Annotated in this window: 17 protein-coding genes; 9 read left to right on the plus strand and 8 right to left on the minus strand. The window is 42.6% G+C overall.

All coding sequences use genetic code 11. The features are described from left to right. Nucleotides 1–33 precede the first annotated feature (33 nt). The 5 genes from PU629_RS14945 to PU629_RS14965 form a co-directional block, all read right to left on the minus strand. Nucleotides 34–273: a DUF4227 family protein gene (locus PU629_RS14945; RefSeq protein ID WP_275280863.1), complete on the minus strand. Its 240-nt coding sequence runs from the start codon at nt 271–273 to the stop codon at nt 34–36. A gap of 146 nt (nt 274–419) precedes the next feature. Continuing rightward, nucleotides 420–884 carry a ferric iron uptake transcriptional regulator gene (fur, locus tag PU629_RS14950; RefSeq protein WP_275280864.1) on the minus strand — a complete coding sequence of 155 codons (465 nt, stop codon included), beginning with the start codon at nt 882–884 and terminating at the stop codon, nt 420–422. A gap of 160 nt (nt 885–1,044) precedes the next feature. Further along, nucleotides 1,045–1,674, minus strand: coding sequence for a stage II sporulation protein M (gene spoIIM / locus PU629_RS14955; RefSeq protein ID WP_275280865.1), 630 nt, complete (start codon nt 1,672–1,674; stop codon nt 1,045–1,047). Nucleotides 1,675–1,871: 197 nt separating this feature from the next. After that, complete coding sequence (locus tag PU629_RS14960) at nt 1,872–3,053, minus strand: endonuclease Q family protein (protein WP_275284443.1); 1,182 nt, start codon at nt 3,051–3,053, stop codon at nt 1,872–1,874. Nucleotides 3,054–3,064: 11 nt separating this feature from the next. Next, entirely contained in the window at nt 3,065–3,613 is a 549-nt protein-coding gene (locus PU629_RS14965) for an NUDIX domain-containing protein (RefSeq protein ID WP_275280866.1), read from the minus strand. A gap of 156 nt (nt 3,614–3,769) precedes the next feature. Between PU629_RS14965 and PU629_RS14970 the strand changes: the two genes are divergently transcribed. Continuing rightward, nucleotides 3,770–4,180 carry a DUF3888 domain-containing protein gene (locus tag PU629_RS14970; RefSeq protein WP_275280867.1) on the plus strand — a complete coding sequence of 137 codons (411 nt, stop codon included), beginning with the start codon at nt 3,770–3,772 and terminating at the stop codon, nt 4,178–4,180. A 179-nt stretch (nt 4,181–4,359) separates the two neighbouring features. Here PU629_RS14970 and PU629_RS14975 read toward each other — a convergent pair whose 3' ends face one another. From PU629_RS14975 to PU629_RS14985, 3 genes are all read right to left on the minus strand, one after another. Then, complete coding sequence (locus PU629_RS14975; RefSeq protein ID WP_275280868.1) at nt 4,360–5,910, minus strand: pilus assembly PilX family protein; 1,551 nt, start codon at nt 5,908–5,910, stop codon at nt 4,360–4,362. 74 nt (nt 5,911–5,984) lie between these two features. Further along, on the minus strand, nt 5,985–6,464 hold the full coding sequence (locus tag PU629_RS14980) for a PilW family protein (RefSeq protein ID WP_275280869.1): 480 nt from the start codon (nt 6,462–6,464) through the stop codon (nt 5,985–5,987). After that, entirely contained in the window at nt 6,452–6,904 is a 453-nt protein-coding gene (locus tag PU629_RS14985; RefSeq protein WP_275280870.1) for a type IV pilus modification PilV family protein, read from the minus strand. The genes PU629_RS14980 and PU629_RS14985 overlap by 13 nt, the downstream gene beginning before the upstream one ends. 229 nt (nt 6,905–7,133) lie before the next feature. On the opposite strand from PU629_RS14985, the gene PU629_RS14990 reads away from it, so the two are divergent. The 8 genes from PU629_RS14990 (at nt 7,134) to PU629_RS15025 (ending at nt 14,456) form a co-directional block, all read left to right on the plus strand. Further along, nucleotides 7,134–8,810 carry a GspE/PulE family protein gene (locus PU629_RS14990; RefSeq protein WP_481900437.1) on the plus strand — a complete coding sequence of 559 codons (1,677 nt, stop codon included), beginning with the start codon at nt 7,134–7,136 and terminating at the stop codon, nt 8,808–8,810. Next, nucleotides 8,807–9,859 (plus strand): type IV pilus twitching motility protein PilT, encoded by a 1,053-nt coding sequence (locus PU629_RS14995; RefSeq protein WP_275280871.1) that lies wholly within the window; start codon nt 8,807–8,809, stop codon nt 9,857–9,859. Before PU629_RS14990 ends, PU629_RS14995 begins: the two co-directional genes overlap by 4 nt. After that, a complete protein-coding gene (locus PU629_RS15000; RefSeq protein WP_275280872.1) occupies nt 9,846–11,054 on the plus strand; it encodes a type II secretion system F family protein in 1,209 nt (402 codons plus the stop codon). The genes PU629_RS14995 and PU629_RS15000 overlap by 14 nt, the downstream gene beginning before the upstream one ends. 38 nt (nt 11,055–11,092) lie before the next feature. Beyond that, nucleotides 11,093–11,554, plus strand: a complete 462-nt coding sequence (locus PU629_RS15005; RefSeq protein WP_275280873.1) for a prepilin-type N-terminal cleavage/methylation domain-containing protein — start codon at nt 11,093–11,095, stop codon at nt 11,552–11,554. Between the two features lie 74 nt (nt 11,555–11,628). Next, complete coding sequence (locus PU629_RS15010) at nt 11,629–12,309, plus strand: prepilin peptidase (RefSeq protein WP_343076289.1); 681 nt, start codon at nt 11,629–11,631, stop codon at nt 12,307–12,309. 13 nt (nt 12,310–12,322) lie between these two features. Beyond that, nucleotides 12,323–13,264 carry a type IV pilus biogenesis protein PilM gene (gene pilM, locus PU629_RS15015; protein WP_275280875.1) on the plus strand — a complete coding sequence of 314 codons (942 nt, stop codon included), beginning with the start codon at nt 12,323–12,325 and terminating at the stop codon, nt 13,262–13,264. After that, nucleotides 13,261–13,800, plus strand: a complete 540-nt coding sequence (locus tag PU629_RS15020; protein ID WP_275280876.1) for a PilN domain-containing protein — start codon at nt 13,261–13,263, stop codon at nt 13,798–13,800. The genes pilM and PU629_RS15020 overlap by 4 nt, the downstream gene beginning before the upstream one ends. Further along, the gene (locus PU629_RS15025; RefSeq protein WP_275280877.1) at nt 13,800–14,456 is read left to right on the plus strand and encodes a hypothetical protein; all 657 of its coding nucleotides are present in this window, start codon (nt 13,800–13,802) and stop codon (nt 14,454–14,456) included. Before PU629_RS15020 ends, PU629_RS15025 begins: the two co-directional genes overlap by 1 nt. The last annotated feature ends 13 nt before the right edge of the window (nt 14,457–14,469 follow it).

The following is a 14,469-nucleotide window of genomic DNA, read 5'->3' on the forward strand; positions in this document are numbered from 1 at the left end:
TAACACTCATTAGTCTCCATCTTACGCCAATATCTATTCCCCGTCACGCAAAAACTGAAACAAGCGATTCGAAAGCCGAGCAGCGGTTGGTTGACTTTGAGCAGGTATTTGACCAACCACCTTGACCGCCCCATCCCCTGGTTCATCGTATTTATGAGAGCTTGCATAGTGCTGATCAAGCCATTTGAGCCCAAAATAAAACATGACGGTACAAGTAATAAACAACACAAATAATTTCAGTGAATCCAAAAAAGTTCTAAACGATTTTCTCATGACGCTCCTCCTGTATCTTGCTTTAATCCAATATAAGAACTTGGCCAATAGTACAAGATATGCCAATTCAAAACGGATTTATACACAGGCAAGCGCACTTTATGCAAATAAAACCTTCTCCTATATAGCCGGAAAAGGTTTTTGGTTTAAGCTTCTGATCGACCGTCTTTCTCACGGGCTTGGCAGCGATGGCAAATGCCGTGAAACGTTAAACGATGATCTTTTATTTTAAAATGCCAATTCGCTTCTACCACTTGTTCAACATCACCAAGAAGGTCTTCCTGAATTTCATCAACTGCACCACATTCAATGCAGACTAGGTGGTGATGGAAATGGGCGGCTCCTTCTTGACGGAGATCATAACGAGAGACCCCATCACCAAAATTAATTTTATCTACAACCTTAAGCTCGGTTAAAAGCTCTAAGGTTCGGTATACCGTAGCAAGTCCTATCTCAGGCGCCTTGTCTTTGACTAGGAGGTAAACGTCTTCCGCGCTCAAGTGATCTTCTTCATTTTCTAGTAGTACACGGACAGTCGCCTCACGCTGAGGGGTCAGCTTATATTTCTGAGAGTGCAACTGCTTCTTAATTCGGTCTATTCGTTCCTCCATCTAGGTACCTCCTCGCCCCTTTTCACTTCTCAATTATAAAGGGCAGTGGAAGCAGTGTCAATTTGTAATTATTCTAATGTATAAATGAGAATGATTATAAATGTATCTGTTTGTTGCTCTTTAGTTAAAGAGGGGTTAATTGACTATTCAACAAGCGGTTCTATTGAATAATCCCCTTCATCAAGACCGGTGAAATATAGGCTTCAAAAAGAGAGCTGACTACAATCACACCGATCATCCCGACCATCAAGAGACCGTAACGGCCAAATTGAGGAAAAAGAGGTGTTTTGCGATTTTTCATCAAAAGCTGCCGAATCATTTTTAGTGAAAAAGAAACGGCCGCTGTACTTACAATAATAAAAGCGGGAACTAAGACTAAGTTTTGTGGAAACACACTTGCTAACGCCATCCAAAAACCATGCCAGCCCATCTGGTTAACGAGAAAGCCTACCGTGAAACCGACCACAATTCCCTTTAAAAATAATAAAACAAAGATTAGTGGCAAGCCAATAATCGAGAGTCCTAATAACCATATAAAGCCGAGATATTGAAATCCATGAGTAAAGCTTTCATTAAATAAGGAGGAGGGATCAACCAGATTCCCTTTTCCCATTTCATTAAAGAAAGTATTCAAATAAGTTAAAAGATTCGTCTTCGCACTAGCAGGCAGACTATTGACAATAATCGCGCCGAAAATAATCCCTGTTAAAAAAAGCGCAATGGAAAAAATATAAAGAGAGATATTTTCTTGTAAATGACTCAAGATACGAGATTTTAATGTTTTGGACATTAGCCTACCCTCTTTCTTCATTCTATCAAGGTCCGAGCACCGACATCATTCAATCATCTGATTCCATTCTATGAATCGGCTAACAACTCTATGACTCAAATTAATAGAAAGAAGAAACTAATTTGAAACGGGTTGAAATGCGGGGACGGTTCTCGCGTTCCTTTTTTTGCCCGGAAGCTCGAACCGTCCCCTCCTAATTAAGTGATTTTGCCAAAATGACCGGCCCCGCCTGCTTGGATGGTAAGGGTTCCTTCTCGGGCACGGACAATGCGCTCGGCAATCTCTTCACCCACTACTTTTTCGAGTGCTTCAATCGGCACTTCATGGAGAATCGCCATCTCCGTCCCAAAATGATCAAGCAGTTTCATTAGCGTCTTCTTCCCGATTCCAGGAATAAAATCTAATGGAACTTGATGAATGTACGGCGGGTGAGCGATTGTTTCCATTCCTGAAAGAAGCTCTCCAGGGCAAAGTTCCACCAAACGTTCATAGACGCCCTTGATCAGCCGTTTACTGCCGCAAGCGGGACAAGGTTGACCCATAAGTTCTGACTCTACATCCGCTTGACAGTCCGCACAACGCGAACGGTGATACTTCCCTAAGCGCGGGTTGAGTCCATAATTGGCTAGAATGGCTCTTCCCTCCTCGTGCTTTAACACTTTTTTTAATTCTGAGAAAGTGGCAGCCTTTACCCTCATGGTTTGGTATTCACGCGCGATTTTCGCAAGCGAATGGGCATCTGAGTTGGATAAAAAAGGGAACTGACGCAACTCCAACAGCTGCTCGGCCATTTCTGTATCTGAACTTAAGCCAAGCTCAATAGCATCAATGGCATCAGGGTCCAGAATCTCACTCAAAGACTGCGTCACTCCCACGCCATATAAACTTTTAAAAGGGGTGAAAACATGAGCAGGAACAAACAATCCTCCAAGCGCTTTAGTCTTATACTGAATATCTCTTGCGGTCCCGTTAAAAAAACGCTGGGTGCTAAGCGTAATGTTGGTCATGTGCTCGGACAGCCAGCTGCTAAATGTCCTCATCGCTTTTAAGGTTGGCATATAAGCTAAGAGGTGAATCGGTCCTTTTGACGACTCCTCTTTGACTTCAATCTCTGTACCTAAAATGAGGGTGACTTCATCAAAACGAAGTCCACCTTCGCTCAGTTCAATCACTCGGCCTGACTCGATCAGCTGTGTTAATTCATCCAATACCTCAGGAACATGGCAATCAATCACACCAATTAAATCTAGACCTTTGCGAAACGCCGCTTCCTCTAAAATAGCTTCAAGTGTCAGTGATCTCGAGCCCGTTATTTTGACGGGTCTTCCGGAGCCTGTTCGCCCGATATGAATATGTAAATCGGCATAAATGGTTTTCAATGACTCCATCGTCACACCTGCTTCTTTAGCTCTAGTAACTCGAGATACTGCACTGCATAAACGGTTTTAGCATCACCGATTCGTCCATCCTTCACCATGTCTTTCGCTTCATTTAAGCTTACGGGTACAAGGTCTAAAAATTCATCTTCATCCAATTCTGCCTGACCTTGTTCCAATTGGTTGGTATAATAGATGAAGATTTTTTCATCAGCAAATCCAGGTGACGTGTAGAACTCTGCAATCTTCTCTAGTCCAAGCGCTTTAAATCCAGTTTCTTCCTCCAATTCCCGGTAAGCACAGGATTCGGGTTCTTCCCCTTTTTCAAGCTTTCCTGCTGGAATCTCATAAAGAATTTTCTCAAGCGGCTTCCGGAACTGGCGGACTAATAAAAGTTCTCCTTTTGAGTTGATCGGAATAATCGCCACCGCTCCCGGATGCTTCACGATTTCACGGGTGCTCGTTTGTCCATTAGGAAGCTCTACCTCTTCAAAATAGACGTCTATGACACGGCCTTCAAACAAGACCTTGGATGAAAGCGTCTTTTCTATTAAATGATCCATATTAGTCAACCTCTCTTATGTCAGCATTTTTTCACTTTATAGTTTAACATAACCTTGACTTTCAAATGATTGTTCGGATATTTTGGCTTAAGGATTAATTTTACCTTTTTGACATGTTTTATTAAAAAAAGGAAATGTTAAGAGTGGGTGATAATCATGGAGAAATTTAAAAAAGGATGTATGATACTTATTTCAGGCTGCCTCATTGGACTAGGCATGCCGGCTGCACAAACTTTCGCTAAACCCCATGCTCAGAATGTTGTCTCAATCGATGAAAAGAATGACCAACTGCAAGACACCTTGCTCACACTCCTAACCCCTGCTCTCGATGAAGCCGTTGAAAAGGTGTATGGTAAACCGCAGCCTTACGATCTTTTTAATGCAAAGATCGAAACAATCGAACGTCCGCAAAGCGGTGGCTTCCACTTTATTGTAACCGTTAGTATTCAAACCTTTGAAGGGGCGCACAATCCACCGTACGGACGAGATTCCTTCACCTTTGATGTCACACCTGACAGAACGATCCTGCTTCATACTAAACACACCGACGTGCAGGCACAACTGTAAAAAGAATGTTTACTTTAGGGGTTAATACAGCTATAAAATAAAGAGGCTGGGACAGAAGAATTTTACGAATAGAAAAAACCGAACTTATTCACACCTTTTAACGTGATGGGTTCGGTTTTTCATTTATAAGATAAGTCAGTTAGTTTAGTTTTGTACCAAGCTCTTTGACTATCATCATTTTACTGTTGATGGATTGGGTTGGTTGAAACAAGGTCCGGATCGCCGGTTGAAGTACCAGCCGAAGAAGTAAAATAATCGCTAGGAAAAAACGGAAGAGTTGAAGGATCAATTGTTCCATTCGTTATCTTGCCTGCCCCATCCGCCTTAAAAGTTTTGGAAATAACATTGCCTTTAATCTGTCCCCCGTTAGAAAGATAAAAGTCGGCATTGGGTGCAAAAAATAATTGAGTGGTGTTAGACGTTCCCCCACTGACTGTAAAGTGCTGACCGCCAGTCAAAATGACCCCTGTAAAACCAGCTCCAGCAGTAATTGTTATATCTGCCGTTTTGGCATAGAGATTCCCATAAATTGGCATATCGCTCGCAAATGTCAAATCATTCGTTCCACCATAATAAATGTTTAATTTATTAGGATCACCCGCAGACCCATTTGCTGATTGATTAATACTGCCAGAACCGGTGGTAAAGCTCGATTTAACATAAATCGTGAGCTTGCCGCTTCCGGTTACAACAAGGTGACCCGTCTCAACTGACAATTGATCGACGACAATGCTTCTATCGGTATTTCCAGTATCAATGGTTAGAGTATAATTACTCCCAATGTGAATCTTTGAAAAAGACATGTTATTATTCATTGTTAAAGTGTAATTTGGTGCAATCCAACTGTTTACATCCAGAACCCCATTCTTAATTATTTCGTATGAATTTGAATCAGATGGGACGGATGCATTAGCAGGCACTGGATAGCTTGGATAAACAGGGAAATCTGGTAATTTTATTGAATAACCAGTGATTGGCTGAGGCGTGCTCTTAAGAGTAATGCCATTCGTTTGTATATTAACAACTTGTCCTGCAATCGAAGCAGGTCCAACATAATATATATTGCCGTCAATTCGGTTACCTCCCCCACCTGACATCGTAATTGAGTGGACCCCTCCGCTTGTTCCAGCTGTTCCAATAATAGTACCGCTCGCTTCCAAGTCAATGGATGGTTTCGAACTATCCTGAGAGGTCGTAAAAACAGTCATATTGGGTAAAGCATAAGTTGGAGTTTTTGACACATAATTAACACTAAAAGATTGGGTTACCGTAGCCGTTTCTGTCCCAATTTTTCCAACTGAAGTAATCTTATATTGTTTGGTCGTTGCTGCACTGCCACTCGGTGTGACATCTTGCACATTAGCTGTTGCTGTTGGTTGGTTCCCGTTCTGGGGAGAAAAATCAGCGTAGTTAGAAGCCGTTAGATAAGTTGCAAGCGTACTAAAAAAGGCGGAAGCGCTAGTTGCCGTTTTGTACGTACTATTAATTTGATCATTCATCTCTTTTAACTTATAGGTTGCCCCTGCTTCAGCTATATAGTAAGCGGATTGGTGACTCCGATCGACTGTCGCAAGCTTGATATTCGTCTCAGCAACTGTTAGGAGACCTACTCCTAGAATGGAAAACACAACGATAACCATCAAAACAATAGCGAGCGCCATGCCTTGCTGATTCTGGAGTTGTCTTAAAGCCTTCCCAAATCCCTTTCGCATTCCTTTCCCTACTCTCATCAGTTTCTAAGCCTCCTCTTTGCAGGCTTATTTTCCAAGACATCTTTAATTAAACTAAACGCTTTTTGATTCATTTATTGTCTAATATATAAATTTGTAGAAAGGGTTACTTTATTCCCTTGCTGATCTGGAACACTTACCAAAGTAAGGGTTACTTTATTTCCTATTAGAGTGACCCCGAACTGACTGATTCCATTAACCACAGGCTGGCCATTTTTATTTATGGCAGACGTGCCTTCTTTATAGGTCACGTTCTCTTTGACAAACTTCAAGCTGTTATCATAAGGATTCGCCGGCGTGTTATTCTCGTCAACGGTTAGATCACTCAGATCAACACTCCTTATTTGTTTAGTCAGAAGAGACATAGCGAGTCTTACATTATCTTGATTTTTGAGATTTTGTGATTGCACATTGTATTCTTTTAAACCAAGAAGATGGATAGAAGTAATCATAACAAGAACAATAGAGAGGATGACTAATGTAGCCATAACTTCAACTAAAGTTAAACCTTGGTTGCCCGACATGTGTTTGGAAATACGTTTTAATTTTTCCACGAGTACACCGTCTCCATTTGCGCTTGCAGTTGATTCATGGCAGCCGTTTTATAGACTTTTACCGTCACATCTTCCAATGGCGTTTGTTTCGGTGTGAGTTGAACGAACACATAATGAGTGCCGTTTGTTTTTGTATAACAGAGTGATCCTGTACTACTGCAATTTTGAACCGTTGGCGTATACCCGGTTACTAAGCCAGGATTAGTCGAAATTTGACTGATGGAAGAAGATGTACTTTGATTATAAAAAAACTCCATCTCACTGTTCGCGACAAAGGTGGCGTCATCCACCTTATTAGTGATTTGATTGGTTTTGGAGGATTGGACAAACATAGTCAAAAATGGTCCTACAATTAAGGCAAGGAGAACAATAGAGGCCATGACTTCGATCAGTGTAAATCCTGATTTGGAGGTGACTAAGTGTACGATCTTTCTTTTCATTTTGGTCCTATTCTCCTATCGGCTAAAAAAAATATCAGTCATTTTCGTGTCGGATTATATACATTAATGTCAGAGTATACTATATTACACTTAGATTCAATGATTATTCTTTGATGAATTAGTCCTTTATACCTATAAAAGATATTTTTTTAAAAACATCCACTTTCAAACGAGACTTATTACCTACTATAAGAAGCCGAGTGTTAGTTCATCATGGGAGGACTGCGAGTTGATACGCAAACATAAACGACTTGGAGATTTGTTAATTGAAGTCGGTACGATTACGCAAGAACAATTGGACAAGACCCTTAAAGAAAAGGATCCAAATGAGAAGCTCGGAAACGCGCTTGTAAGAAGCGGGTATTTAACCGAGCAGCAGCTTTTGGAAGTGCTTGAGATTCAATTGGGTATCCCATTTGTGAGTCTCTATCAATATCCGCTTGATCCTTCATTAAAATCCATCATATCGAAGGAATTTGCCAAACGTAATCTGTTAATTCCTCTTAGTAAGGAAAATAATAAATTGACCGTAGCCATGGCGGATCCACTTGATTTTTATGCAATAGAAGATTTGCGTTTATCGACTGGTTTTACGATCGAAACGGTCCTGGCAACTGAAGAAGATATTCAGCGCACCATCACCAAATTTTACGAAGTCACAGAAAACATAGATGAATTGGTTCCGGACACCATCCAGGACAGCAGTGCTCCGATTAATTATGATTTGGAAGAAGATGACTCCCCTGTCATTCGTATTGTCAACCAACTCATCCAAAACGCGGTCCAACAGCGGGCCAGTGACATTCATATTGAGCCTCAAGAAACCTCCATCCAAGTACGCTACCGTGTAGACGGGATGCTGCGAATTGAACGGACATTGCCTCGGGATATGCTTAGAATGTTAATTGTCCGAATTAAAGTCATGGCTAATCTTAATATTACTGAAACAAGAAGACCACAAGACGGCCGTGTGAAAATCACGATGGACCATCAGCAGATTGACCTGCGAATTTCCGTGCTGCCTACCATTCTTGGGGAAAAAATTGTTATCCGGCTGCTTACGGTCGGCGAAGCGATTGTCAATATGAGTCACTTAGGCTTTGATCCAGACAATGAAAAGAAATTTAGACAGCTTATTGCCAATCCAACGGGAATTGTTTTAATCACAGGACCTACGGGATCCGGTAAAACGTCTACCCTTTATGCCGCTATTAATCAGTTGAATGACGAAACGGTCAACGTGATAACAGTTGAAGACCCGGTTGAGTATCAAATTGAGGGTATTAACCAAATCCAGGTGAATCCACGTGTTGGGTTATCTTTTGCGGATGGACTGCGAGCGATTCTGCGTCAGGACCCTAACATTATCATGGTCGGAGAAATACGGGATACCGAGACGGCAAATATCGCGGTCCGAGCATCTCTTACTGGCCACTTAGTACTAAGCACCATTCACACCAATAATTCCGTTTCCACCATTACACGCTTAATCGATATGGGTGTGGAACCCTTTCTTGTGGCTTCCTCATTAACAGGGGCCGTTTCCCAGCGGCTTGTCCGTCGAATTTGTCGAGATTGTGAGGAAAGCTATGAAGCGAGTGAAATGGAAAAATCCATTTTTAAAGATCAAGGGATGGAAGTCCCAGAGCATCTCCATCGTGGAGTTGGCTGCGGCAGATGTAATATGACGGGTTATCGAGGGCGTATCGCGGTTCACGAAGTGTTGGTTATTGATGAAGAGATCCGCCGAAAAATCATGAACAATCATTCAGCTTCCTCCATCCAGGACTATGCCTTTTCCGGCCAACACGCCTTATTAATACATGATGGACTTAAGAAAGCTTTACAAGGAATTACCACAGTAGAAGAGGTATTAAGAGTATCAAACAGGGCGGTGTCTCAATGAAAACAGAGTTAGATGACTGGTTAAATTTTGCGTATTCAAGAGGGGCTTCAGATATTCACTTATCGGCTGGGACCCCTCCGACCTATCGGCTTCACGGCGACCTCTTTAAGATTGAAGGGCCTGTGATCTTACCTCATATGACTGAGGAAATTACAAAAGAAATTTTGACAGAAGAACAATATGCGACATTTCTAGAAAACGGGGAGCTTGACTTTTCCTACAGTATTCCTAACATTTCCCGCTTTCGTGTTAATGCCTATCGCCAGCGCTCGTCCGTTAGCATCGCCTTTCGTGCCGTTCCGCCAAATGTGCCGAGGATGGAAGACTTGAAGCTTCCCACGATCCTCACAACGTTTTGCCAAAAGCCTCAAGGACTTGTCCTCGTTGTAGGACCAACCGGAAGCGGGAAATCGACCACCCTTGCTTCTATGATTAACTATATTAACTTAAGCTTTAAAAAACATATCATTACGCTGGAAGACCCTATCGAGTATTTGCATCGGCATCAGAACTCGATTATCGACCAGCGCGAAGTCGGGTATGACACGCAGAATTTTACAAGTGGACTAAGAGCCGCGCTTCGCCAAGATCCCGATATCATATTGGTCGGAGAGTTAAGAGACTTAGATACCATTCAGACGGCCATTACGGCAGCTGAAACGGGACATCTTGTCTTTGCCACCTTGCATACATCGGATGCTCCTAGTACGATTGATCGGATCATCGACGTCTTTCCGCCCGGCCAGCAAGCGCAAATTCGCATCCAGCTTGCCTCTGAGCTCGTGGCGGTCATTTCCCAGCGGCTGTTTCCAACCCCTCATCATGATGGGAGACGGGCTGCTCTTGAGATTATGATCAATAATCCAGCCATCCAAAATCTGATTCGTAATGAAAAGGTCTACCAGATCCCAAGTGTCATTCAGACGAGCCGTGCACAAGGGATGCAGAACATGGAAAATGCGATTCTTGATTTGCTGAAAGAGGGAGCCATTTCCCGAGAGGCTGCCCTGCCTTACTTAAAAGGAGGCGTTGCAGTTGGCGTATTTTGATTACACAGGCCGGGATGTTAAAGGCAGAATGAAAAAGGGAAATATCACGGCTGAATCCAAACAAGATGCCGTAAAGGCTCTTAGAGAAAAAGGCATTGCTGCTATGGAGATCGCCGAAGGAACGCCCTCTCTCCTTACGATGGATCTTAAAATTGGGCCGAGTGTCAAGTCCAGTGATATGGTTATTTTCCTCAGGCAATTTGCTACTCTCATTAAGGCGGGGGTTCCTATTGTTGACTCGGTCGAAATTTTATCTGAGCAATCCGAAAGCAAGGCTTTAAAAGCAACACTTACCCAAATCGCCCATGAGCTCAAGCAAGGTCAATCGCTTTCAGCAGCCTGTGAACAGCATAAGAAACTCTTTCCGCCGCTCGTTATCAATATGATCAAAGCGGGCGAAATTGGCGGTTCGCTTGAAGAAACCCTTGAAAGACTCGCCACTTTCACTGAAAAACAGCATGAATTAAAACAAAAAGTAGTGTCGACCATGTTCTACCCTGCGACTATAGGCCTAATGGCGATCGGTGTCATTGTCTTTATTATGGTCTATGTGGTGCCCATGTTTGCGAACATGTTTGAAGGCTTCAATGCGAAGCTGCCGCCTATAACCCTGTTTGTACTAGGCTTAAGCCACGTCATTGTTCATTATTGGTGGATCGTCCTTTTCATCATCATCGTTATTTCGATATTTTTCTATTTTTTGCTACAAAATAAGTCTAGTAAAATGGTCCTAGATTATGCTATATTAAAAGTGCCCATTTTCGGTAAACTATCTCAGAAGGCTGAGATTGCTCGAATCACACGGACACTCAGTTCGCTCTTCTCCAGTTCCGTGCCGATTCTGCAAGCCTTAACAGTTGTAGAGCGAGTTACGAATAATGAGGTCATTCGCAAGGTCATAATAAATGCCAAAGATTCTTTAGAGAAGGGAAGATCGTTAGCCGAGCCATTAAAAGAGAGCTGGGTATTTCCACCGCTTGTTCATCACATGATAGCGGTTGGGGAGCAAACGGGGGCCCTTGACTATATGCTTGAGAAAGTTGCGGACTTCTATGAAGCAGAAGTTGAGACTATGACAGACCGTTTAAAGTCCCTCATTGAGCCTGTGATGATCATCATTCTTGCAGCTGTTGTAGGTTTTATTGTGTTATCTATCGTGATACCAATGTTTAACCTGTACAGTCAATTAAGTTAAACCAACAAATTTTATTTTTTATGGAGGCACATTATTCAATGATCAAAAAATTACTCAAAAAACAAGACGGTTTCACCCTCGTCGAACTACTTGCCGTTATCGTTATTCTTGCAATTATCGCAGCTATTTCTATTCCTGCCATTGGGCACATTATCAATAATAGTCGTAATAAAGCATCCGTTAACGATGCACTTCAGATAATTGATGCAGCAAAACTTTATGTAGCAGATCATCCAAATTATACACCTAGCGATACTCCAGATACTGACTCCGAAATTGTGGGTACAACAGGGGATACAAATAGTTTAGCAACTTACCTAAACAGCACTGTTTCGGGTTCAACATTTGAATATGTTTATGAAGATACTAGTGGCGCCTACCACATAGTTGGCCACAAAGTAAATGGAAAAACTGACCCTGTTACAACAGCTGCCAATGATGCAACTGAAGCTCAATTAATTAAGTATATTAATGATGGTACCCTTCCTTCTGGATCCTAATGATTTTAATCTATCTCTACCTTCTCGCCCTTGGCCTGGTCCTCGGTTCGTTTTATAACGTGGTCGGGCTTAGGGTGCCGAAAAATGAATCACTCATTCAACCGCCGTCACATTGTCCGCAGTGTGGACGGCGGTTAGCCTATAGAGACCTCGTCCCGGTCTTCTCGTGGTTGTTCTTGAGGGGACGCTGCCGGACTTGCCAGAAGAAAATTCCAGTTTTCTATCCTATTATGGAATTGATCACTGGTCTTCTTTTTGTCTTAATGCTTGATCGATTCGGTTTTTCGGGTGAGTTGCTCGTTGCCCTAGCCCTTGTCTCTATGCTTGTAATTATTACGATTTCTGATATCCACTATATGATGATTCCGGACAAGGTTTTACTTGTCTTTTCGATTGTTTTCATTGGGCTTCGCCTCGCTCATCCCCTCACCCCGTGGTGGGACAGCTTGCTCGGCGCAGCAGTCGGCTTATTCCTTCTGCTGCTTATTGCGATCGTCAGCCGTGGCGGCATGGGCGGCGGCGATATTAAGCTATACGCGGTTTTAGGATGGGTGTTAGGAACCAAGCTCGTTATCCTGTCTTTAATTTTTGCTTCCTTCTATGGCACCCTCTTTGGTTGTATCGGACTCCTCAGTGGAACACTAAAGCGAGGCAAACCCATCGCCTTTGGTCTCTTTATAGCCCTTGGCACTTTAACCGCTTATCTCTATGGAAACAGTCTCATCCAAGCTTACATGAATTGGATTTACCAGTAATGGAGGTAATTCAGTGGCCTTTACAATGTTTCAATCAAATGCACACTATAGTCTCATCATCAAGGACCATGTTATTCGGTTCGTTGAATTAAGAAAGCCCGTACCTAATGGGGTTCGCCACTTTTTGGAGCAGCCGATCCCTCAAGGTGTTATTGAAAATGGACATATTATGAGGAAGAAAGAATTAGAAACCCTTTTAAAAAACTGTATTAAAGATTGGCATTTGCGAGGCAAAAAAATCTTTATTACGGTACCTAACTCGGTTTCCGTTGTTCGAAAGCTCGATCTTCCCGGACATTTAACAATAAATGAAATTCGTCCTTATCTTTTTATGGAGATCGGTCAAAGCATCCACCTTCCTTTTGACAATCCGGTCTTTGACACTCATCTGATCGAGAACAGTCAAGACATTACCCAACTGCTTCTTTTTGCGGCGCCTGAAAATGTTGTCAGAAGTTATGTGGATCTATTAGAGGACTGCGGGACAAAGCCCGTTGCGGCAGAAATCTCACCTTTATCTTTGCACCGGCTCTATAAAAAGCTTGATCTAAGCACCGAACAAAATACGATGTTCCTGCAATTTGATGAGGATGGAACGAACGTCAGTATTTTCAATAGGGACTTGCTCCTCTTTATTCGTCAAGTTGCTAACGACTATAATGAGGACTTGTTGCTTGAAACAGAAGAACGTTTCACCTTAATTTTTTCTGAAATTGATCGCATCATGAATTTCTATGAATTTACGATCAATAACGGCCTTGCCGGTGTCCAAAAAATCGTGCTGACAGGCGATCATCCGGATATCCAATCTTTCTTCACCAGCTTGGAAAGAACCGTTCATATTCCTGTGTATCCTTTATTCAATGAGAAGATCAGCAGCCTGACGAACCAGCTTCTTCCAAGCGGCTACCAGGTCAATATCGGTCTTGCCCTTAAAGAGGAGGTAAAAAGATGACGATTGAAATCAATCTTATCCCTCTTAAGACACGAAAACAAAAATGGGGAAAGCCCGTTTCCATACTTAGCATCATTATTTTTGTTCTGCTTGTTGCAGGCCTCACCGGACTTTATTTTCAAAAGATTCATGAACGTAACCAAGCACACGCACGACTGCAAACGATTCAAAAAATCATTCAAAAACATACGAACGATCAAGCAAATGTGACTCAGCTTCTAGCACTTCAGAGCGAAGCAACCATGGTTACGAATGGAGCTCCTCAATCAGAGGCGCTATTGATGACCTTTGTGGGTCTTCTACCTAAAAATGGGACGTTTTTGACTTTTGACTATCAAAATGGTGTTATAACTCTGACAGGACAATTTAAAGGCCTCGATGAAGTGGCGGCCTTCTACCATGCTGTTCAAACTAACTCACTAGTCAGCCAGGCGACCATTAACAATGTCAATGCCACATCGGCCACAAGCTGTACAGCGAACATGACCATCCAGATCGACGCAACAGCCTATCAAGCTTTGGGAGGGAAGAAATAATGAAGCGCCCTTTTGGCATTAGCCCTCTCCTACTCGTCATTCTTGGCTGCGTGATTGTGATCGGCGGCCTGGCATACAGTTATTTGTACCTTATCAATCCTTTGAACGAACAGATTCAGGCTGTCAATCTTCAAATCGGTCAGAAAGAAACGCAGCTTCAAACCTTACAGACCAACACAAAAGAAGCCAAGCAACTCGATAAGGATCTATTGCTCTCCCATATTCCAGCGAGTGTTGAGTTTGGTCAATTCTTAATCCGTCTAAATGACAACGCCACTGCTGCACACTGTCAGTTGACCTCAGTTACGCCAAGCAATTCGGTTTCCGGAAACAGTACGACTGCAGCAGATACGTCTTCCAGCACGGCCTCTGCAACAGGTGCGGTTACTCAACTGCCGTCTGGAATACCATCCAGTACGTATGATATCGTTGGCAGTGCGACTAGCTTTTCTGACATGCAGGCGTTTATTCACAGTCTAGAAACGATGGACCGTTATGCCTATGTCGAGGCGATTCATTTCACATCAAATGAAAAAGGAAGCATTCCTTTTACGCTCACGGTCACTACGTTTTATGATCCTAAGTTTAAGGCACTGGGAACATCGAGATATGATCTTGGCTATCTGCCTCCTGCCAATAAGAAAAGCCCTTTTTGATCCGATCATGTAA

Source organism: Pullulanibacillus sp. KACC 23026 (genome assembly GCF_029094525.1).
GTDB lineage: Bacteria > Bacillota > Bacilli > Bacillales > Sporolactobacillaceae > KACC-23026.